The sequence below is a fragment of the Spirillospora sp. NPDC127506 genome, from assembly GCF_040302145.1.
Classification (GTDB): Bacteria; Actinomycetota; Actinomycetes; order Streptosporangiales; family Streptosporangiaceae; genus Spirillospora.
In genome coordinates, this window is record NZ_JBEORG010000010.1 from 134,932 (window position 1) to 155,376 (window position 20,445).

Sequence of the window (20,445 nt, forward strand, 5' to 3'; positions counted from 1 at the left end):
TACCCTCGGGTCGATTCACCGGAGAGGGGCGGCGTTGACCAGCGGCAGGCAGGCGCTCGCGGACACCCCGGCCTCGGGCCGGGTGCAGCGGCGGCGCGGCCGCCGCACCAGGGAGATCCTCACGACCGCGGCCGAGCTGTTCGGCGAGCGCGGCTACGACGCGGTCAGCCTGGAGGACGTCGCCGAGCGGCTCGACGTCACCAAGGGCTCCCTCTACTACTACTTCCGCAGCAAAGAGGAACTCGGCACCGCCGCGATCGAGTACCTCGGCAACGACTGGACCGACCGCCTGGAGCGGCTCCCCGCCGCCCGGACCGGGAGCCCGGCCGAACGCCTGCGCGCCCTGCTGCACGAGCACATCAGCATCGCCGTCCGCGAGTACCCGGCCGGGCTGCGGCTCTTCCTCGTCCCGCGCGACTGGCCCGCCGCCACGGCCGCCCGCATCAAGGCCCTGCGCCGCCGCCACAACGAGATCTTCCGCGCGGTCATCGAGGAGGGCGTGGCCTCCGGCGAGTTCACGGTGACCGGCGTCGGCACCACGCTCCAGTGCATGCACGCCGCGATGAGCCAGGCCCCCACCTGGTGCACCCACCTCCCCGAGCCCGCCCGCGCCGCCGCCATAGCCGAACTGACCGAGACCCTGATGATGCTCGTCGGCCGCCCGCCGAACCCCGGTACGACGACGTTGTGATCGCGTCACCGCCCCGGACGCGGGCGGCGTCCCGCGCCCGCACGTCCCACGCGTGCAGCCTCGGCGGTTCGTGGATCCAGTGTCGGTCGCGTTCCAGGCTGGGCGCGGGAGGCGGCGGATTCCCGGCGGACGGAGGGGCAGGGCGCCGGCCCTCTGTGCGCGGACGGGCGGGGACCGTCCTAGGCCGCTGGCATCATGTGCCGGTACACGTTGGTTGGGAGCGCGATGGCGGACGAGGCGAAGAGCGTCCTGCGGGGCGGTTACGCGCTGCTCGGCGCCGCCCGCGACCTGGTCGCCGACCACCGGCGGGCGCTCGCGGACGTGCACGCCGCGCTGAAGCCGCTGCGGGCCGAGGCGGCGAAGGAGCAGCTGCGGGAGATCCCGCTCGCGCGGCTGAAGGACGTCACGGACGGCCGGCTGCGGCTCGGCCCGCTGGAGGAGGAAGGCTACGCCAGCGTCGCCGACGTCCTTGAGGCGACGCCGTACCGGCTGCAGCTGCTGCCGGGGATCGGGCCGCAGACCGCGCGGCAGCTGCACGCGGCGGCGGGCAGCCTGGCGGAGGCGGCGGAGCGGTCGGCCACGGTCCGGATCGACGTCGAGCGGCGGGACGAGGCGATGACGCCCGTCGTCGTCGCGCTGCACCGGCTGGTGAACGCCGGGCCCGACCTGCCGAAGGCGCGCGCCGCCGCCGACGCGGTCGACGAGCGGCTCGCGCCGCTGGTGCGCGACGCGCGGCCGGCCGGGTCGTGGTGGCGGCGGCTCATCGCCGGTCCGGCGCGGCGGGAGCGGGCGCGGCGGGCCGTCGGCGAGCTGGCGGAGGCCCTGCGCGACGAGGCGCGGCGCGACACCCGGCTGCTGATCTCGCAGGCGTCGGTCGACCTGCTGCGCCCCGCCGCGTCCCCCGACGAGGCGTGGATCGACTTCGAGCTGCGCGCCTCCGACTACCAGACCCTGCTGGCCGAGCTGGCGGCGCTGGACCCCGAGCGCGGCGCCGCCGAGGGCTTCCTGCCCGGCGACCTGGCGGCGCGGGTCAAGGCGCAGCCGCTGGACGACGCGTTCCGGCGGGTGTCGCTGCGCGGCTACCAGTCGTTCGGGGCGCGGTTCGCGCTCGTCCAGCGGCGGGTGATCCTCGGCGACGAGATGGGGCTGGGCAAGACGATCCAGGCGATCGCCGCGATCGCGCACCTGCGGGCCGAGGGGGCGACGCACTTCCTGGTGGCGTGCCCGGCGAGCGTGCTGATCAACTGGGTGCGGGAGATCGAGACGCGCAGCGCGCTGGCCGCGCATCCGCTGCACGGCCCGGGGCGCGGCGCGGCGCTGAAGAAGTGGGCGGGGGACGGCGGCATCGCCGTCACGACGCTGTCCACGCTGCACGCGCTCGACGTCCCCGCGGACGTCGCGGTCGGGATGTTCGTGGTGGACGAGGCCCACTACGCCAAGAACCACGAGACCCGGCGCGCGCAGGCCGTCGCGCGGTGGTGCCGGCGGACGGAGCGCGTCCTGTTCCTGACCGGCACGCCGATGGAGAACCGGGTCGAGGAGTTCCGCAGCCTCGTCGCGCACCTGCGGCCCGAGGTGGCAGAGCAGGTGCGGCCGAGCGACGCGGCGCTGGGCCCGCGGGCGTTCCGGTCCGCGGTCGCGCCGGTCTACCTGCGCCGCAACCAGCGGGACGTGCTGGTCGAGCTCCCCGAGGTCGTGCACGTGGACGAGCTGGAGGAGTTCAGCCGCGCCGACGCGGCCGCCTACCGGCGGGCGGTCGCCGCCGGAAACTTCATGGCGATGCGCAGGGCCGCGTACGCCGTCCCGAAGAAGTCGGCGAAGCTCGCCCGGCTGAAGGAGCTGGTGGACGAGGCCGCCGAGAACGACCTGAAGGTCGTGGTGTTCTCCTACTTCCGCGACGTGCTCGCCACCGTGCGGGACGCGATCGGCCCCGAGGCGCGGGGGCCGATCGCGGGCGACACCCCGGTGGAGCGGCGGCAGGAGATCGTGGACGCGTTCACCGCCGAACCCGGGCACGCCGTCCTGCTCGCCCAGATCCAGGCGGGCGGGGTCGGCCTCAACCTGCAGGCGGCCTCCGTGGTGATCCTCTGCGAGCCGCAGGTGAAACCGACCATGGAGACGCAGGCGGTCGCCCGCGCCCACCGGATGGGGCAGGTGCGCACCGTGCAGGTGCACCGGCTGCTGACGCCGGGCAGCGTGGACGAGCGGATGCTGGAGATCCTCCACGTCAAGACCCTGCTGTTCGACGAGTACGCGCGGCGCAGCGACCTCGCCGAGCAGACCCCGGACGCGGTGGACGTCTCCGAGCAGGCCCTCGCGCGGCAGATCGTCGCCGAGGAGCAGGAGCGGCTCGGGACCCGCTGAGTCCGGGCGGACCCCGAACCGCCGGCGGCGTGTCAGCTCCGCAGGAACTCCAGAAGGTCCCCGATGAAGCGCTCCTTGTGGCCGGGCACCATCGCGAGGCCGTGCGACGCGCCCTCGTAGACCTTCAGGGTCGCGTCCGGGATGATCTCCGCGGACCTGCGGGCGGTCGCGTCGATCGGGACGATCTGGTCGTCGTCGCCGTGGACGATGAGCGTCGGGACGTCGAACCGGCGCAGGTCCTCGGTGAAGTCGGTCTCCGCGAACGCGGTGACGCAGTCGACGCCCGCCTTGACGCTCTCCTGCATCGCCATGAACCAGAACGCGTCCCGGTTGCCCTGCGTGGCGGCGGTTCCGGGACGGTTGGCGCTGAAGAACGCCTCGGACATGTCCTTCCAGAACTGCGACCGCTCGTTCAGGATGCCCTTCTTGATGTCCTCGAACACCTGGGCGGGCACCCCCGCGGGGTTGGCGTCGCTCTGCATCATCAGCGGCGGGATCCCCGCGAGCAGCACCGCCTTGGACACGCGGCTCGTGCCGTGGCGCCCGATGTAGCGGGCGAGTTCCCCGCCGCCCATCGAGTGCGCGACCAGGACCACGTCCCACACCCCGAGGGCGTCGATCAGGTCGCCGAGGTCGTCGGCGAAGGTGTCGAAGTCGTAGCCCCGCCAGGGCTGGGACGAGCGGCCGTGCCCGCGGCGGTCGTGCGCGATGGCGCGGTACCCGGCGTCGGCGACGGCCTTCATCTGGTCGTCCCACGCGTCCGCGTTCAGCGGCCACCCGTGGCTGAAGATGACCGGCTGCCCCTGCCCCCAGTCCTTGTAGTAGATCTCTGTGCCGTCGCGTGTCTTGATGTGCCCCATCGGTCCCCCGAATCGATGACGTCTCTCCTCCGGCGGCCGGGTGCGCGGCCGCCTCACGCGCCGGGTACCCGGTGACCGCCCGTGAAACCCTGATCAGCGGGGGAAGAACGGGCCCCGCCCCCGCGTTCACGTGGGCGGACACCAGACGATCAAGGGAGATGCCATGGCCGAGGTCAGGGTGGAGCGCACCGGCGACGGGTTCCAGGCCGTCAACGGGCGGGGCGCGAAGGTCGCCATCGGCGACGGCGACACCGAGGGCGTCTTCACCCCGGTCGAGCTGCTGCTGGCGGCGCTCGGCGGCTGCGAGCTGGTCACGGTCGAGCCGCTGACGGCGCAGCGCGGGCACCGGATGGCGCGGCTCGCCGCGACCGTCCAGGCGGACAAGATCGCGACGAGCACGCTGGGCACGATCACGGTCACCTACGACGTCGAGCTCCCCGAGGGCGACGAGAAGGCCGAGGACGTCCTGAAGTCCGTGGCCGCGCGCGTCCACGAGAGGTACTGCACGGTCGGCAGCGCCCTCCGCGAGCCGATGAAGGTCGAGCAGGTCGTGTAGCGGGAGGCCGGGACCTCCTAGCCGCAGGCGGCGCCCGCGGCCGGCAGCCGGCCCTGGAGGAGGTAGGCGTCGACGGCCTCGCGGACGCAGGGGTCGCCGGTGGCGTAGGCTCCGTGCCCCTCCCCGCGCAGGGTGAGGAGCACGGCCCGACCGCCGAGTTCCCGCGTCAGCGCGGGCGCCCAGGCGTAGGGGGTGGCCGGGTCGCCGGTGTTGCCGACGACGAGGATCGGCGCGGCGGACGGCGCCGACACCTCGCGGGCCGCGTCGTCCCCCGGCACCGGCCAGCCGGTGCACTGGAGCAGGCCCCACGCCATCGACGCCCCGAAGACCGGCGAGGCGGCGCGGAACGCGGGCAGGAGGCGGCGGACGTCGGCGGGGGTGAAGCGGTCGGCGGTGTCGGCGCAGGTGATGGCGGTGTTGGCGGCGGACAGGTTGCTGTAGGTCCCGTCGTCGGCCCGGCCGTTCTGGACGTCGGCCAGCATCAGCAGCAGCGACCCGTCGCGGCGCTTGACCGCGTCGACGAGGCCCTGGGCGAGGTACGGCCAGGCGTTCCGGGAGTACAGCCCGGCGGCGACGCCGGTCGTGCCGAGGCTCTGGGTCAGCTTCCGGCCGGACGACGTGGCGAGCGGCTTCCGGTCGAGCCCGGCGAGGATCCGGCCGATGGACGCGACGACCTGCGGGCCGTCCGCGCCGAGCGGGCACGCCTTGCGGCCGAGGCGGGCGCAGGCGGCGGCGAACCCGCCGAGGGCGCGCTGGAACGCCGCGGCCTGCTGCAGGGCGAGGTCGGCGCCGCCGATCCGGGGGTCGACGGCGCCGTCGAGGACGACCCGGCCGACGCCGCCGGGGAACCGGTGCGCGTAGACGCCGCCGAGCCGGGTGCCGTAGGAGACGCCGAAGTAGCGCAGCCTGTCGTCGCCGAGCGCGATGCGGATCATCTCCATGTCGCGGGCGGCGTTCACGGTGCCGACGTGGGGCAGCAGTGCCCCGGAGCGCGCCGCGCACTGCCGCACGTAGCCGGCGCGGGCGCCGATGTAGGCGGTCTCCTCGGCGGCGGTGTCGGGGCTGTCGTCCATGGCGGCGAGCCGGTCCAGGCGCCGGTCGCCCGCGCACCGCACGGGGGTGCTGCGCCCGACGCCGCGCGGGTCGAAGCCGATCAGGTCGTAGCGGGTGCGGAGGGAGGCGTACTCGCCGGCGGCCCGCGCGAGGGTGTCGACGCCCTCGCCGCCGGGGCCGCCGAAGTTGAACAGCAGCGAGCCGATGCGGTGCCGCCGGTCGGCCGCCGGCACCTTGAGGAGAGCCAGGTCGACCTTCGCGCCGGACGGCCGGGCGTAGTCGAGCGGCACCCGGAGCGTCGCGCACCGGACGCCGGCCGGCGCCGGCGCGCCGCCGGGCGGCGGGGACGGCAGGCCGGTGCAGCGCCTCCAGCGCGGCGGCGGGACGGGGGGCAGGGCCGGCGGGGCGCCGGCCGCCGCGCGCCGTACACCTACGGTCGTACGCTGCCGTCCAGTCACTCCCGAGAGGGATGCCAGTCCGGAAACGGCCACCGCGACCGCGGACACCAGCGCGATGCCGGGTATGGCCCACAATCTGGCCATTCGTCCCTCCGTTCGAGTCACGGGGGGCGATCACGGCCTACCCAGGGCCTCCTATGCTGACTCCTGATCAACTCCATAGGCTCCGCGCGAGGGGGGAGGACGGGGGGATCCGCCCGGTGTCCCCGAGCCCCCTCCCCCGAAAGTCCGGATGCCGCATCAGGGTCGTACTACTCAAGGCTGAGATGAAGACCATTCATTGCGGTGATCTCATTCAGGGGGCCCCGAGGCAAAGATAGGTAGCATGGCTCAAACCGCCCCCCCAGAGGCCCGCAGAGGCCAGGCCGCCGCGAGAATGCGGCACCGGGTGCTCACCGCGCCGCCGGTCTGGCGTGAGCTTCTGCTGGTGGTCCTCTTCTACACCGGATATACGCTGACCCGCATCGTCCTGGTTCAGGACGGCACCGGTCCGGCGTTCGCCCACGCGGAAGAGATCCTGCGCTTCGAGCGCGCCCTGGGGCTGGACTTCGAGCTGCACCTCAACCACACGCTGCTGGCCGTGCCGTGGCTCGCGCGGACGGCCAACATCTTCTACGCGACGATGCACTTCATCGTGACCCTCGGCATCGTCGTCTGGCTGTACCGCTACCGGCCGCAGCACTACCGGTGGCTCCGCACGTCCATCATGATCGCCACCGGGCTGGCGCTGATCGGCTTCTGGCTGTACCCGCTCGCCCCGCCGCGGTTCCTGCACAGCGAGGGCTTCGTCGACCCGGTGACCGCGCTGCACTCGCTCGGCCTGTACGCCAGCGACGCGTCCGGGAGCCTGACCAACCAGTACGCGGCGATGCCGTCGATGCACGCCGGCTGGTCGCTGTGGTGCGGGATCATCATGGTCCGGCTGGCGACGCAGCTGTGGGCGAAGATCCTCGGCGCGCTGTACCCGGCGACGACCGTGTTCGTGATCCTGTCCACCGCCAACCACTACGTCCTGGACGCCGTGGCGGGGATGGCGCTGATCGGCGGCGCGCTGTGGGTGTCGTGGCTGCTGTACATGCGCTGTCCGGCGCCGCTCCTCGTCGCGCGGGCGCACGCCGGGCACCGGCTCGCGCAGCTGACCGGGCGCGGCGCGAGCCGCTCCGGAGCCGGGTCCGCCGCGGCATGCCGGGCCGGACGGTCCTGACCGGCGTACGCGTCCCGCAGTACGCCTACCACTTCTGCAGTACCGCTCCCGCTTCCGCGGTACCGCTCACTCCGCGCCGTAGAAGACCCGGTCGACGACGGCGCGCGCCCGGCGGGTGTGGCGCCGGTAGTCCTCCAGCATCTCGCCCGTCCCCGGATAGCCGAGGACGCGGGTGACCGCGCTGCGCTCCCGGTGGTGGTCGGTCGGCAGCAGGTCGGACGGGCGGCCCCGCACCAGCATGATCGAATTCCGGATGCGGGTGGCCAGGCGCCAGGCGGCCGAGAGGACCTCGGCGTCGGCGGCGTCCAGGAGGCGGGCCTCGACGGCGGCGTCCAGCGCGTCCAGCGTGCGGGTGGTGCGCAGCCCCGGGACGTCGTGGGCGTGCTTGAGCTGGAGGAGCTGCGCGACCCACTCCACGTCCGCGAGGCCGCCCGGTCCGAGCTTGGTGTGCAGCCGCCGCTCGACCCCGCGCGGCAGCCGCTCGGACTCCATCCGCGCCTTCAGCCGCCGGATCTGCCGGACGGCGTCCTCGCCGATGCCGGACTCCGGCCAGCGGACCGGGTCGATCAGCGCGCGGAACCGGTCGCGCAGCCCCTCGTCGCCGATCAGCGGGTCGGCGCGCAGCAGCGCCTGCGCCTCCCACGGCTCCGACCAGCGGGCGTAGTAGGCGGCGTAGGACGCGAGGGTGCGCACCAGCGGCCCCTGCCGGCCCTCCGGGCGCAGGTTCGGGTCGATGTCCAGCGGCGGGTCCGGGGCGGGCAGCGCCAGGAGGCGGCGCAGCTCCTCGGCGACGGCGTGCGCGGCGCGCCCGGCGGCCCTCTCGTCCGCGCCGGGCAGCGGGTCGTGCACGAACATCACGTCGGCGTCGCTGCCGTAGCCGAGCTCGTGCCCCCCGAACCGGCCCATCGCGACGACCGCCAACCGGGTCGGCAGCGGCTCCCGCGACTCCATCTCGATCTTGTTGACGGCGGCCGTCAGCGCGGCCTCGACCGTGACGGCGGCGATGCCGGTGAGCGCGTCCCCGACCGTCCGGACGTCGGCCAGCCCGAGCAGGTCGGCGACCGCGACGCGGAACAGCTCGCGGCGGCGCAGCCCGCGCGCCACCGCCACCGCCTCCTCCGCGGACCGGCTCCCCCCGGCGCCGTCCTCGCCGGACGGCCCCCCGGAGACGCCCCCGTGGCGGCGGACGGCCGCGAGGAACTCGGCGCGCAGCGCCTCGTCCGGGCGCGGCGCCAGGTCGCCCTCGCCGCCGAGCAGCGCGACCGCGTCCGGGGCGCGCAGCAGCAGGTCGGTGGCGTAGCGGCTGGAGCCGAGCACCCACGCCATCCGCTCGGCGACGGTCACGTCGTCGCGCAGCAGCCGCAGGTACCAGGGCGTGGTGCCGAGCGCGTCGCTGACCTGCCGGAAGCCGAGCAGGCCCGCGTCCGGGTCGGGCGCGTCGGCGAACCAGCCGAGCATCACCGGCAGCAGCGTCCGCTGGATCGCGGCGCGCCGCGACACGCCGGAGGTCAGCGCCTCGATGTGCCGGAGCGCACCCGCCGGGTCGGCGTAGCCGAGCGCCTCCAGCCGGGCCCGCGCGGCCTCCGGGGTGAGCCGCGCCTCCTCCCCCGGCAGCCGCGCCACGGCCCGCAGCAGCGGCCGGTAGAACAGCTTCTCGTGGATGCGGCGGACCTCCCGCGCGTGCCGCCGCCACAGCGCCGTGAACTCCCCCACCGGGTCGGTGCGCAGGCCGAGCGCGCGGCCGAGGCGGCGCAGGCCGTCCGGGTCGTCCGGGACGAGGTGGGTGCGGCGCAGCCGGTGCAGCTGGACCAGGTGCTCCACCCGCCGCAGGAACCGGTACGCCGAGGCCAGCGCCGCCGCGTCGTCGCGCCCGACGTAGCCGCCCCGGGACAGGTCGGCGAGCGCGTCGAGCGTGGCCCGCGCGCGCAGCGTCTCGTCGGCGCGGCCGTGCACGAGCTGGAGCAGCTGCACCGCGAACTCGACGTCCCGCAGCCCGCCCGGCCCCAGCTTGAGCTGCCGCTCGGAGTCGGCGGTGCGCCGGTCCAGGTCGGTCTCGACGCGGCGCCGCATGGCCTGGACGTCCTCGACGAAGCTCTCCCCCTCGGCGGCCTTCCACACGATCGGGGTGATCATGTCGAGGTAGCGGGCGCCGAGGCCGGCGTCCCCGGCGATGGGCCGGGCCTTCAGCAGCGCCTGGAACTCCCACGTCTTGGCCCACCGCTCGTAGTAGGCGCGGTGGCTGGCGAGGGTCCGCACCAGCGGCCCGGCCTTGCCCTCGGGACGCAGCGCCGCGTCGACCTCCCAGAGCGCGCCCTCCTCGGTGCTGGCCGAGCACGCCCGCATCATCGCCGACGCCAGCCGGGTCGCGGTGCGCAGCGCGGCGTCCTCGCCCGCGCCCTCCCCGCCGGCCCGCGGCTCCGCCACGAAGATCACGTCGACGTCGCTGACGTAGTTCAGCTCCCGGGCGCCGGCCTTGCCCATGCCGATCACGGCGAGCCGGCACGTCCGGTGCTCGGGGACGGCGGCGCGGGCGATCGCGAGGCCCGCCTCCAGCGCGGCGGCGGCGAGGTCGGCCAGCTCCGCGGCGACCTCCGCGACGTCCGCGGCGCCGATCAGGTCGCGGCCGGCCAGCGCCAGCAGCCGCCTGCGGTAGGCGACGCGGAGCGCGACGAGGGAGTCGCCGGCGGCCACGGGCTCGTCCGCGGACGGGTCGGCGCCCACCGCGGCGAGCAGCTCCGCGCGGGGGTCCCCGGCCGGCCCCGTGCCGTCGCGCAGGACCCGCCAGTGGCCGGGATGCCGCGCGAGGTGGTCGCCCAGCGCGGCGCTCACCCCGAGGACGGCGGTCAGCCGCTCGCGCGTCCCCGGCTCGGCGGTGAGCGCCGCGCGCAGCTCGGCGCCCTCGCCCTTCTCGTCGGCGGACGCGAGGAGGCGCAGCAGCCCGTCCAGGGCGAGGTCGGGGTCGGCGGTGCCGCCGAGCGCGTCGAGCAGGCCGTCCGGGGGACGCGACCCGGTGCCGCGCTCGGCGTCCCGCAGCAGCCACTCGGCGCGCGCCGCGTCGGTGAAGCCGAGCCGCGCAAGGCGCCCGGCGAGGGAGGAGCGGCGTTCGGGAGTCCGGGACTCGGTCACAGCGTCAACGGTAGACCGGGAGGGCGTCGAGCGCTCGTCCATGGAACGGCGGCGGGTGGGGCCGGACGACCGGTCAAAGCACTGCCAGCAGGCGCTTGCGCTCGAACTCGGTCACCTGGCGGCGGTAGTCCTCCCACTCCTGCCGCTTGTTGCGCAGGAAGAAGTCGAACACGTGCTCGCCGAGGACGTCCGCCATCAGCTCGCTGCGCTCCATGGCGTGGATGGCCTCGTCAAGGTTCTGCGGCAGCGGCTCTATGCCGAGGGCGCGCCGCTCGGCGACGGTCAGCGCCCAGACGTCGTCCTCGGCGCCCTGCGGCAGCTCGTAGCCCTCCTCGATGCCCTTCAGCCCGGCGCCGAGGATCGCCGCGAACGCCAGGTAGGGGTTCGCGGCGGTGTCCAGCGACCGGAACTCGATGCGGGTGGAGTGGCCCTTGTGCGGCTTGTACATCGGGACGCGGACCAGCGCCGACCGGTTGTTGTGCCCCCAGCAGATGTAGGACGGGGCCTCTCCCCCGGCGCCGGCGGCCGAGCCGACGTTGCCCCACAGCCGCTTGTAGGAGTTGACCCACTGGTTGCACACCGCGGTGATCTCCGCGGAGTGCCGCAGCAGGCCGGCGATGAACGCCCGGCCGACCTTGGACAGCTTGTACTCGGCGCCCGGCTCGTAGAAGGCGTTGCGGTCGCCCTCGAACAGCGACATGTGGGTGTGCATCCCGGAGCCGGGGTGCTCGGTGAACGGCTTCGGCATGAAGGACGCGTGCACGCCCTGCTCCAGCGCGACCTCCTTCATCACCAGCCGGAAGGTCATGATGTTGTCGGCGGTGGTGAGCGCGTCCGCGTACCGGAGGTCGATCTCCTGCTGGCCGGGGGCGCCCTCGTGGTGGCTGTACTCCACCGAGATGCCCATCGCCTCCAGCATCATGATCGCGTTGCGCCGGAAGTCGTGCGCGGCGCTGTGCGGGGTGTGGTCGAAGTAGCCGCCCGCGTCGGCGGGCTCGGGTTCGCTGCCGTCCTCCGGCTTGTCGTTGAGCAGGAAGAACTCGATCTCGGGATGGGTGTAGAAGGTGAACCCGAGGTCGGCGGCGCGGCCGAGCGCGCGCTTCAGGACGTAGCGCGGGTCGGCGAAGCTCGGCGTGCCGTCCGGCATGAGGATGTCGCAGAACATCCGCCCCACGCCGGGCGACTCCGAGCGCCAGGGCAGCACCTGGAAGGTGGACGGGTCCGGCTTGGCGATCATGTCGGCCTCGTACACGCGGGCGAAGCCCTCGATCGCCGACCCGTCGAACCCGATGCCCTCGCCGAAGGCGCCCTCCAGTTCGGCGGGGGCGACGGCCACCGACTTCAGGAACCCGAGCACGTCGGTGAACCACAGCCGGATGAAGCGGATGTCGCGCTCCTCCAGCGTGCGGAGCACGAACTCCTGCTGACGGTCCAAAGCCCTCTCCCTAGGTACTGCCCTGCCACCGGTGCCGCCGGCGGGACGGGCGGGACGCATGCCGGCCGCGAGAGACGGTCCGGCTACCTTGCAGTATGCCCCGTCGCTGTTACCGCGACGTTACGTCCGGCCTTCCCGCTGCACGGAACATATCCGACTAGCCGCCCTCCTCGATCCGCGCACCGGCCGGATCGGGGCGCCCGCGCCGGGAACGCCCCGGTCCGCTCGTGCGCGGGGTCGGCGATCACCCGCCGCGCGATCCGTTTCCCGGAACTTGACGCGGCGATCATGGTCGCTCGACGAAGTGATCATTAGCGTGGTCAGTGCCGTGGACATCTCTCTTCTTCTCTCGATGAGCGACCGGGTGCCCGCGCTGGCGACCCCGTCGGCCATGCACCCGGAGTCGTGGCGGCTGTGCGCGCAGGTGGAGACCTGGGCCCGCGGCCGGGGCCTGGTGCTCGGGGACCCGGACACCTCGCCGCTCGGCCGCGCCCGCTGCGAGCGGCTCGCCGCCCGCGTGCTGCCGTCCGCCGACCTCGCCGGGGTGGACCTGCTCGCGCGCTGGCTGGTCTGGACGCTCGCGCTGGACGACACGATGGACCACCCGCCGCTCGCCGACAGCGGCAGCGCCGTGCACGCGCTGTACGACGACCTGCTGCGCGCGATGCGGCGGGGCCACGCCCGGCCGGGGGCGCGCCCGCTGGAGGCGGCGCTGGTGGAGCTGTGGCACGCCACGGCCAAGGACATGAGCCGCGACTGGCGGCGCAGGTTCATGCTGCAGCTGGAGTCGCACCGGGACGGATGCGCCGAGGAGGCGGTCAACCGCCGGATCCGGCACGTACCGACGGAGAAGCAGTACGCGCCGCTGCGCCGCCGGGCGTGCGGCCCGTTCATGTACGACCTGGTGGAGCCCGTCCTCGGCGTCGAGCTGCCGGCGCGGCTGCTGCGCACGCCCCGCTGGAAGACCCTCGCCGACGGCGTCGCCGACGTCGTGGCCTGGTCCAACGACCTCGCCTCCCACGACCTGGAGTCGGCCCGCGGCGACGTCCACGACCTGCCCTCCGTGCTGGCCCGGGCGCACGGGCTGGACGCCGCGCAGGCCGCCGCCGCGGTCGCCGAGAAGATCGTCGACCGGCTGGAGGAGGCGTGGGCGGCGGCGCGGCGGCTGCCGGAGATGCTGGACCGGCTGGAGCTGACCGTCGCGCAGCGCGCCGCCGCCGCGCAGGTCGTCAAGGTGCTGCTGGACACGCCGCGCGCCCACATCGACTGGCTCGCCGAGTCCGGCCGCTACGAGCACGGCGCGGAGCCCGCCGCGCTGCGGCTCGACGCGCTCGCCTCGCTGCGCTAGCCGCCGGCGAGGGCGTCGCCGGCCGGGGTGCGGACGTACAGGACGCGGCGTCCCATGCGGTGCCCGGTGACGAGCCCGCACGCGCGCAGCACGCCGAGATGCTGGCTGACCGCGCCGGCCGTGACGCCGAGCCGCCGGGCCAGGTCGGTCGTGGAGGCGGGCCGGGCCAGCGCGGTGAGGAGCTCGGCGCGGCGGCGGCCGACGAGCGCGGCGAGCGCGTCCGCCCTCGGCTCGTCCGGGCGGCCGCTCTGCCACAGCGTCGCGACGCCGCGCGGCGGGTAGCTGAGCAGCGGCTGGTAGGGCGGCACCATCACCGACACGTCCGGCCACACGAACGCGCTCGGGACGAGCAGCATCCCGCGCCCGGCGAGCTCGCCGCGGAAGCTCCAGCGCCGCTCGACCGTCAGCGTCCCGGCATGCCAGGCGACGGTCTCGTGCAGGTCGCCGAACACCCCGGCGGTGCCGTGCGCGGTCAGGGCGCGGGTGCGGCGCAGCACGTCCCCCTCCAGCAGGTCGGTGATGCGCGGCCACCACGGCTCGACGGCGGCCGCCCAGTACCGCTCGAGCAGGCCGGCGAGCGTGCGGAGGGTGCGCTCGGGGTCGGCCGCCATCTCCGCCCGGCGCCGGCCGGGGCGCCGCGCCCCGTCCACGCGCAGCAGCTCGTGCACGACCACCTCCGGCGGGGTGGCGAGGACCGCCTCCAGCTCGGCGGCCAGGTCGGGCAGCGGGGTCTCCGGCGGCGGGGTCAGGAAGTCGGGCGCGTACCCGGTCGGCGGGACGACCTCCAGCAGCGGCTCCAGATCGAGGCCGCGCAGCCGGGGCCGGACCGCGCGCACCCACGGCAGGTGCAGCGCGTGCCCGGACGGGTCGCCGAGCACCCGCAGGCTCAGCACCATCTCCCACAGCGGCGAGAACGCGAACCGGACGCGGGCGACGTCCTCCGGCGCGAACACGAACTCGATCATTTAGTCCAGGCTAAATGATTACCGCGGCCGCGGCGGACCGCTCACCATCGTGCGGGTGACCACTCTGGGAGACACATCCGTCGCGCCCGCCCCGGGCCGGATCGCGGCGTTCCTGCGCCCGCGCGTCGGCGGCTTCCCCCGGCCGTTCTGGGTGCTGTGGGCGGGGACCCTGATCAACCGGCTCGGCACCATGGTCGAGCCGTTCCTCGGCCTCTACCTCACGACGGTGCGGGGGCTGTCGCTGGCGCAGGCGGGCGTCGTGATGGCGGTGCTCGGCGCGGGCTCCCTCGGCGGGCAGATCGCCGGCGGCGCGCTCGCCGACCGGCTCGGCCGCCGCGCGACGCTGACGCTCGCGACCGTCGGCACCGGCGCGGCGATGCTCGCGCTCGGCTACGTCCAGGGGATCGCCGCGATCGTCGCGGCGGCGCTGGTGCTCGGCGTCCTGCTCGACATGTACCGGCCCGCCGCGCAGGCGCTGGTGGCCGACCTCATCCCGCCCGCCGAGCGCCCGCGCGCGTTCGGGCTGCTGTTCTGGGCGATCAACCTCGGCTGGGCGGTCGCCATGGTGCTCGGCGGGACGCTCGCGCGGCAGGGCTTCCTGTGGCTGTTCTGGATCGACGCGTTCACCTGCGCAGGGTTCGGGATCCTGGTGTGGCGGGCGATCCCGGAGACGCGGTCGCGGGACGTCCGGTCCGAGCGGCGCGGCGGGTTCGGGCGCGCCCTCCGCGACCGGGTGATGGTCGGGTACGTGCTGGTCACGCTGGTGTACACGTTCGTCCTGATGCAGGGCCTGACGACGATGCCGCTGGCCATGAAGGAGGACGGGCTCGGCCCGCAGTCCTACGGCTTCGCCATCGCCGCGAACGGGGTGCTGATCATCATGGTCCAGCCGCTGGTGAACGCGTGGCTGGCGCGGCGCGACCACAGCCTCGTCATGGTCGCCGGCTTCATCCTGGTCGGCACGGGCTACGGCCTGACCTCGCTCGCCTCCACGGTGCTCGCCTACACCGCGACGATCCTGGTGTGGACGCTCGGGGAGATCACCGCGGCGTCCGTCCTGCAGGCGGTCGTCGCGGACCTGGCGCCCCCCGACCTGCGCGGCCGGTACGGCGGCCTGTACGGGATGGCGTGGTCGGGCGGCTTCCTGCTGGCGCCCCTCGGCGGCACCCAGCTGCTCGGCCGCGGCGGGGCACCCGCACTGTGGCTGACCTGCGCGGGCCTGGCGCTGGCCGCGGCGGCAGCGCTGCTCGCCCTGGCCCCCGCGATCAGGCGCCGGCACGCCGCCGCGCTCGGCGCGCACTTCTCGTCAAAGTGACGAAACCGCCTCCGGCGTTCTACTCTGGGAACGTGGCACAGCTCAGGATCGCGCTCGCGCAGGTGAACCCGACCGTCGGCGACCTCGACGGCAACGCCGACCTGATCGTGGAATGGAGCCGGCGCGCCGCCGACGCGGGCGCGCACCTGGTGGCCTTCCCCGAGATGATGCTGACCGGCTACCCGGTGGAGGACCTCGCGCTGCGCGCGTCCTTCGTCGAGGCGTGCCGCCGGGCGCTGGAGAGGCTCGCCCGCCGGCTCGCCGACGAGGGCCTCGGCGGCCTGCCCGTCGTCACCGGCTACCTGGACCGCCGCTCGGTGGGGCTCGTCCGCCCGGGGCAGCCCGCCGGGGCGCCGCTGGACGCCGCCGCGTGGCTGCACGGCGGCGAGGTGCTGGTCCGCTCGGCGAAGCACCACCTGCCGAACTACGGCGTCTTCGACGAGTACCGCGTCTTCGTGCGCGGCGACAGGCTGCCCGTGGTCCGCGTCCACGGGGTCGACGTCGCCACGGTCATCTGCGAGGACCTCTGGCAGGACGGCGGCCCGGTCAGCGTCACCTCCACCTCGGGCGCGGGCCTGCTGCTGTCGATCAACGCCTCCCCGTACGAGCGCAACAAGGACGACGTCCGCCTCGACCTGTGCGCCGAACGCGCCCGCGAGGCGGGCTGCGCCCTCGCCTACGTCAACATGGTCGGCGGCCAGGACGAGCTGGTCTTCGACGGCGACTCCGTCATCGTCGGCCCCGACGGCACCCCCCTCGCCCGCGCGCCCCAGTTCGTCGAGCACCTCCTCGTCGCCGACCTCGCGCTGCCCGCCGCCGACGCGTCCGCCGAGCCCGGCCGCACCCCGGTCGACGCCCCGGACGGCACCACGATCACCATCGACCGGCACGTCCTCACCCCCGACCCGCTGCCGGCCTACCCGGTGCTGCCGCAGACCGCCGCGGAACCCATGGACGACCTCGCCGAGATCTACGCGGCGCTCGTCCTCGGCACCCGCGACTACGTCCGCAAGAACGGGTTCCGCTCGGTGGTCCTCGGCCTTTCCGGCGGCATCGACTCGGCGCTCGTCGCCACCATCGCCTCCGACGCGATCGGCCCGGAGAACGTGCACGCCGTCCTCCTGCCGAGCCGCTACTCCTCGGAGGGCTCCGTCGTGGACGCCGAGGACCTCGTCAAGCGCCAGGGGATCAACTCCCGCATCGTGCCCATCGCCGACATGGTGGAGGCATTCGAGAAGCACCTTGACCTGCACGGCCTCGCCGCGGAGAACCTCCAGGCCCGCATCCGCGCCAACGTCTGGATGGGCCTCTCCAACGAGCACGGCCACCTCGTCCTGACCGGCGGCAACAAGAGCGAGCTCGCCACCGGCTACTCCACCCTCTACGGCGACTCCGCCGGCGGCTTCGCCCCCATCAAGGACGTCTTCAAGCTGACCGTCTGGGACCTCGCCCGCTGGCGCAACACCCAGGCCGGCGTCGACCTGCCGTTCCTGCACCCGTTCGGCCACGAGCCCATCCCCGAGGCGATCATCGTCAAGGAGCCGTCCGCCGAGCTGCGCCCCGGCCAGCGCGACCGCGACACCCTCCCGGAGTACAACGTCCTCGACCCGGTGCTGGCCGACTACGTGGAACGCGACATGGGCCGCGAGGCCCTCATCAAGGCCGGCCACGATCCCGCCCTGGTCGACCGCGCCATCCGCCTGGTCGACCTGGCCGAGTACAAGCGCCGCCAGTACCCGCCGGGCCCCAAGATCACCCCGAAGAACTTCGGCCGCGACCGCCGCCTCCCCATAACCAACGCCTGGCGCGAACGCTGACCCCACCCACCTCAGACGAGGACGCTTCACACCCTCTCGAACCAGACCCGAACCATGGCGCAGATCAAAGCGCCCACCACGGGCATGCCCACGTCACCACGGGGTTCCAGGGGGCGCCCCCTCGGCCAACACAGCCCCTCTTGGACGAGCACGATTCACACCCTCTTGGACCAGACCCGAGCCAAAGCACCGACCGAAGCGACAGGCACGGGCAGGCACGCGGAGGGCGCTCAGCGCCCGGAGCGGGCATGCCCGGCGACGCAGGCGACCGCAGCGACCCCGCACACGCCCGTCACAGGCACGACAGACCGCAACAAAGTCGCGAGGATCGCCTGCGTCGCTAACGGGGGTTCCAGGGGGTCGCCCCCCTGGGCCAACACCTCCCCCTGGGCAATCACACCCCCCTTAGACCCTGTGGTGGTTCTGCCCGGGCCACGTCTCCTCTGGCCAGGCGGGGACCTGTTCGGAGGCGTCGGGGTCGATGCCGGGGACGATCTGCTCGCACCAGACGACCTTGCCGGCGGCGGTGCGGCGGGTGCCCCAGCGGTGGGCGAGCTGGCTGACGACGAGGAGGCCGCGGCCGTTCTCGTCGTCGTCTTCGGCGCGGCGCAGGCGGGGCAGGGCGGCGGACCGGTCCAGGACCTCGCAGACGAGGGTGCGTTCGAGGAGGAGGCGCAGTTCGATGGGGCCGGGCGCGTAGCGGAGCGCGTTGGTGATGAGTTCGGAGGCGAGGAGTTCGGTGGTGTAGTCGAGTTCCTCCAGGCCCCATTCCTCCAGGCGGGAGCGGACGAGGCCGCGGGCGCGGCGGACGGCGGCCGGGTCGGCGGGCAGGGTCCAGGAGGCGTAGCGGTCTTCGGGGAGGCGGCGCAGGCGGGCGATGAGGACGGCGATGTCGTCGCGGTGCTGGTCGGCGTAGACGCCGGCGAGGGTCGCCTTGGCGAGGTCCTCCATGGGGCGGTCGACGGAGTCGGGGCCGAAGATCTTCTGGAGGCGGGCGAGGCCGTCGTCGATGTCGCGGCCGCGGTTCTCGACGAGGCCGTCGGTGTAGATGACGAAGAGGCTGCCGTCCTCGACGGTGAACTCGCGGCTCTCGATGGCGGCGCCGCCCGCGACGCCGAGCGGCGGGGCGGGCGGGACCTGCAGGTACTCGTTGTCGCCGGTGGGGCTCGCGAGCAGCGGCGGCAGGTGCCCGGCGGAGGCGATCTCGATCGTGCCGGTGGTGGCGTCGTACACGGCGTAGACGCAGGTGGCGAAGTGCGGTTCCTGCTCGCCGAGCTCGATCATCAGCTCGTGCATGACGTGCAGGGCGTCGGCGGGCGGCAGCTCGAGGTTCGCGAGGGTGTGCAGCGCGGTGCGGAGCCGGCCCATGGTGACGGCGGCGCGGACGCCGTGCCCGGCGACGTCGCCGACGATCAGGGCGACCCGGGCGCCGGGCAGCGCGATCGACTCGTACCAGTCGCCGCCGACCTCGACGAGCTTGCTGCCGGGCAGGTAGCGGTGCCGGACCTCGACCGAGGACGGCGCGGACAGCCGCAGCGGCAGCAGGCTGCGCTGCAGCGCGAGCGCGGTGGAGCGCTCGCGGCTGAACTTGCGGGCGTTGTCGATGACGATCGCGGCGCGGGCCGCGAACTCCATGCCGATCTCGACGTCGTAGGCGTCGAACTTGCGGAACCCGGGGACGCGGGTGCAGGCGATGAAGCCGAGCAGCGTGTCGCGGGCGATCATCGGCAGCAGCACCATCGACACGTCCGACAGCAGCTCGCCGGCGGGGCCGCGGCGCCACAGCCGGCCGATCTCGCTGGCCTCGTCGAGGGTGATGTGCGGCAGGTGGACGGGCCGGGCCGTCTCCATCACCTGCCGGTAGGGGGTGCCCTCGGGGAACACGAGCACCTCGCCGACGGGGAACGTGGACGTCCACGCGGGGTTGCCGTCGTCGGAGGTGACCGCGATGCGGCGCAGGACGGCGGAGCCGGACTCGCTGTGCACCTCGTCGGAGGCGACGAGGCTCTCCAGCACCAGCACGGAGGCGGCGTTGCAGTAGTGCGGGACGACGACGTCGACGAGGCCGCGGGCGGACTGGTCGAGGTCGAGGGACGCGCCGAACCGGGTGAGCTGGTCGTCCATCAGCGCGCGGCGCATGAGGGCCGGGTCCTGGTAGCGCTCGCTGGGCGGCAGCTCGACCCGGACGAACAGCAGCGCGGCGGGCGCGGCGCCGTCGTCGCCGCCGACCATCGGCTGGACGGTGACCAGCGCGTTGCCGGACCCGCCGTCGCCGCGCAGCACGGTGGTCACGCCGTTGCGCTCCTGGTCGCCGACCTCCAGGAGGGCTTCGAGCTCGGCCTTGGCCTCGTCGCCCACCAGGTCGGTGGCCGGCTTGCCGATCAGCTCTTCGGGCGCCCGGCCGAGGACGGCGCGGGCGTTCGGCCCGCACTGGACGATCCGCCTGGCCCCGTCGATGCCCAGGACAAGGGTCCGGGACGCCGAATCGGTGGCGGGCGCATCGCCTCGCGGCGCCATGACGGATCTCACCTGACGCGCTCCAGACAGCCGGTCGTCTTAGCACTACCCAGCGACAGTATGGGGCATGACGCAGCCGCGGGGGGAGAAGATCACGCTTACCGTGCCGAAATCGCGTCGGTTCCGTCGTTCGCGCGTCATCGCGCGCCCGCTCCGATGCCTCGGATGAGGGTGTCGACGACCGCTTCGGCATATCCGTCCGGGAAGGTCTCGTGCGGCCGTTTCGGCACGAGGGAGCCGAGCAGCATCGACATGGCCACCTCCACGTCGAGGTCGGCGCGCAGCTCCCCGCTCCGCACGCCGCGCCGCAGCACGCGGCGGACGACCTCGCGGCGCGGCTCGATGACGTCGCGCTTGTAGCGGGCGTACAGCTCGGGGTGCTTCTCCGCGCCGCCGACGACGTTCCAGAAGCACCGCGAGTACCGGCGCTTGCGCTCGTCGGTCAGCGCCCGCGCCAGCTCGGCGAGGTCGTCGCGGACGGACCCGCCGGACGGCTCGGGCAGCGGCGCCTTCGCCGTGCCGAGCGCGTCCAGGATCAGCGCGTCCTTGCTGGGCCAGCGCCGGTAGATGGTCGTCTTGCCGACGCCGGCGCGGGCGGCGACCGCCTCGATGGACAGGCCCGCCACGCCGGACTCCTCGGCGAGGAGGTCGAGGGTCGCCTCGATGATGGCCTTCTCGGCGCGTTCGCTGCGGGGCCGCCCGCCGGGCCGCCGGTCTGTCTCGGTCATGGTTCCTT

14 protein-coding genes are annotated in these 20,445 nt (G+C 74.2%); 7 read left to right on the top strand and 7 right to left on the bottom strand.

Annotated features, from left to right (window positions below):
* Window positions 1-34 precede the first annotated feature (34 nt).
* Window positions 35-691, top strand: coding sequence for a TetR/AcrR family transcriptional regulator (locus ABTW95_RS13155; RefSeq protein WP_396454472.1), 657 nt, complete (start codon window positions 35-37; stop codon window positions 689-691).
* A 225-nt stretch (window positions 692-916) separates the two neighbouring features.
* Window positions 917-3,055, top strand: coding sequence for a DEAD/DEAH box helicase (locus ABTW95_RS13160; RefSeq protein WP_500226363.1), 2,139 nt, complete (start codon window positions 917-919; stop codon window positions 3,053-3,055).
* 32 nt (window positions 3,056-3,087) lie between these two features.
* On the opposite strand, the gene ABTW95_RS13165 is transcribed toward ABTW95_RS13160, so the two are convergent.
* Window positions 3,088-3,915, bottom strand: coding sequence for an alpha/beta fold hydrolase (locus ABTW95_RS13165; RefSeq protein WP_396449871.1), 828 nt, complete (start codon window positions 3,913-3,915; stop codon window positions 3,088-3,090).
* Window positions 3,916-4,078: 163 nt separating this feature from the next.
* Here ABTW95_RS13165 and ABTW95_RS13170 point away from each other — a divergent pair, with 163 nt between their 5' ends.
* Window positions 4,079-4,471, top strand: coding sequence for an OsmC family protein (locus ABTW95_RS13170; RefSeq protein WP_396449872.1), 393 nt, complete (start codon window positions 4,079-4,081; stop codon window positions 4,469-4,471).
* A gap of 17 nt (window positions 4,472-4,488) precedes the next feature.
* Here ABTW95_RS13170 and ABTW95_RS13175 read toward each other — a convergent pair whose 3' ends face one another.
* Window positions 4,489-6,066: an alpha/beta hydrolase gene (locus tag ABTW95_RS13175; protein WP_500226364.1), complete on the bottom strand. Its 1,578-nt coding sequence runs from the start codon at window positions 6,064-6,066 to the stop codon at window positions 4,489-4,491.
* A 241-nt stretch (window positions 6,067-6,307) separates the two neighbouring features.
* On the opposite strand from ABTW95_RS13175, the gene ABTW95_RS13180 reads away from it, so the two are divergent.
* Window positions 6,308-7,186: a phosphatase PAP2 family protein gene (locus ABTW95_RS13180; protein WP_396454474.1), complete on the top strand. Its 879-nt coding sequence runs from the start codon at window positions 6,308-6,310 to the stop codon at window positions 7,184-7,186.
* A gap of 66 nt (window positions 7,187-7,252) precedes the next feature.
* Here ABTW95_RS13180 and ABTW95_RS13185 read toward each other — a convergent pair whose 3' ends face one another.
* Both ABTW95_RS13185 and glnA2 read right to left on the bottom strand, forming a co-directional pair.
* Window positions 7,253-10,354 (bottom strand): bifunctional [glutamine synthetase] adenylyltransferase/[glutamine synthetase]-adenylyl-L-tyrosine phosphorylase, encoded by a 3,102-nt coding sequence (locus tag ABTW95_RS13185; protein WP_396449875.1) that lies wholly within the window; start codon window positions 10,352-10,354, stop codon window positions 7,253-7,255.
* 31 nt (window positions 10,355-10,385) lie between these two features.
* Window positions 10,386-11,747, bottom strand: coding sequence for a gamma-glutamylpolyamine synthetase GlnA2 (glnA2, locus tag ABTW95_RS13190; RefSeq protein WP_396449876.1), 1,362 nt, complete (start codon window positions 11,745-11,747; stop codon window positions 10,386-10,388).
* Window positions 11,748-12,099: 352 nt separating this feature from the next.
* Here glnA2 and ABTW95_RS13195 point away from each other — a divergent pair, with 352 nt between their 5' ends.
* Window positions 12,100-13,095, top strand: coding sequence for a terpene synthase family protein (locus ABTW95_RS13195; protein ID WP_396449877.1), 996 nt, complete (start codon window positions 12,100-12,102; stop codon window positions 13,093-13,095).
* On the opposite strand, the gene ABTW95_RS13200 is transcribed toward ABTW95_RS13195, so the two are convergent.
* On the bottom strand, window positions 13,092-14,060 hold the full coding sequence (locus ABTW95_RS13200) for an ArsR/SmtB family transcription factor (RefSeq protein ID WP_396449878.1): 969 nt from the start codon (window positions 14,058-14,060) through the stop codon (window positions 13,092-13,094). The two genes, ABTW95_RS13195 and ABTW95_RS13200, sit on opposite strands and share 4 nt — an antisense overlap.
* Before the next feature lie 55 nt (window positions 14,061-14,115).
* On the opposite strand from ABTW95_RS13200, the gene ABTW95_RS13205 reads away from it, so the two are divergent.
* Both ABTW95_RS13205 and ABTW95_RS13210 read left to right on the top strand, forming a co-directional pair.
* On the top strand, window positions 14,116-15,375 hold the full coding sequence (locus tag ABTW95_RS13205) for an MDR family MFS transporter (protein ID WP_396454475.1): 1,260 nt from the start codon (window positions 14,116-14,118) through the stop codon (window positions 15,373-15,375).
* A 32-nt stretch (window positions 15,376-15,407) separates the two neighbouring features.
* Entirely contained in the window at window positions 15,408-17,192 is a 1,785-nt protein-coding gene (locus ABTW95_RS13210; RefSeq protein WP_500226365.1) for an NAD+ synthase, read from the top strand.
* Window positions 17,193-17,597: 405 nt separating this feature from the next.
* Here the strand turns inward: ABTW95_RS13210 and ABTW95_RS13215 are convergent, their stop codons facing one another.
* Together ABTW95_RS13215 and ABTW95_RS13220 are read right to left on the bottom strand one after the other, a co-directional pair.
* Window positions 17,598-19,709 carry a SpoIIE family protein phosphatase gene (locus tag ABTW95_RS13215; protein WP_396450759.1) on the bottom strand — a complete coding sequence of 704 codons (2,112 nt, stop codon included), beginning with the start codon at window positions 19,707-19,709 and terminating at the stop codon, window positions 17,598-17,600.
* A 137-nt stretch (window positions 19,710-19,846) separates the two neighbouring features.
* Window positions 19,847-20,437, bottom strand: coding sequence for a TetR/AcrR family transcriptional regulator (locus tag ABTW95_RS13220; protein ID WP_396450757.1), 591 nt, complete (start codon window positions 20,435-20,437; stop codon window positions 19,847-19,849).
* Between the last annotated feature and the right edge of the window lie 8 nt (window positions 20,438-20,445).

Bases quoted from the DNA above. Each gene is read 5' to 3' on its own strand.
- ABTW95_RS13220 (WP_396450757.1), bottom strand. From the start codon at position 20,437: ATGACCGAGACAGACCGGCGGCCCGGCGGGCGGCCCCGCAGCGAACGC.
- ABTW95_RS13215 (WP_396450759.1), bottom strand. From the start codon at position 19,709: ATGGCGCCGCGAGGCGATGCGCCCGCCACCGATTCGGCGTCCCGGACC.
- ABTW95_RS13185 (WP_396449875.1), bottom strand. From the start codon at position 10,354: ATGGACGAGCGCTCGACGCCCTCCCGGTCTACCGTTGACGCTGTGACC.
- ABTW95_RS13165 (WP_396449871.1), bottom strand. From the start codon at position 3,915: ATGGGGCACATCAAGACACGCGACGGCACAGAGATCTACTACAAGGAC.
- ABTW95_RS13180 (WP_396454474.1), top strand. From the start codon at position 6,308: ATGGCTCAAACCGCCCCCCCAGAGGCCCGCAGAGGCCAGGCCGCCGCG.
- ABTW95_RS13200 (WP_396449878.1), bottom strand. From the start codon at position 14,060: ATGATCGAGTTCGTGTTCGCGCCGGAGGACGTCGCCCGCGTCCGGTTC.
- ABTW95_RS13175 (WP_500226364.1), bottom strand. From the start codon at position 6,066: ATGGCCAGATTGTGGGCCATACCCGGCATCGCGCTGGTGTCCGCGGTC.
- ABTW95_RS13170 (WP_396449872.1), top strand. From the start codon at position 4,079: ATGGCCGAGGTCAGGGTGGAGCGCACCGGCGACGGGTTCCAGGCCGTC.
- ABTW95_RS13160 (WP_500226363.1), top strand. From the start codon at position 917: ATGGCGGACGAGGCGAAGAGCGTCCTGCGGGGCGGTTACGCGCTGCTC.
- ABTW95_RS13195 (WP_396449877.1), top strand. From the start codon at position 12,100: ATGAGCGACCGGGTGCCCGCGCTGGCGACCCCGTCGGCCATGCACCCG.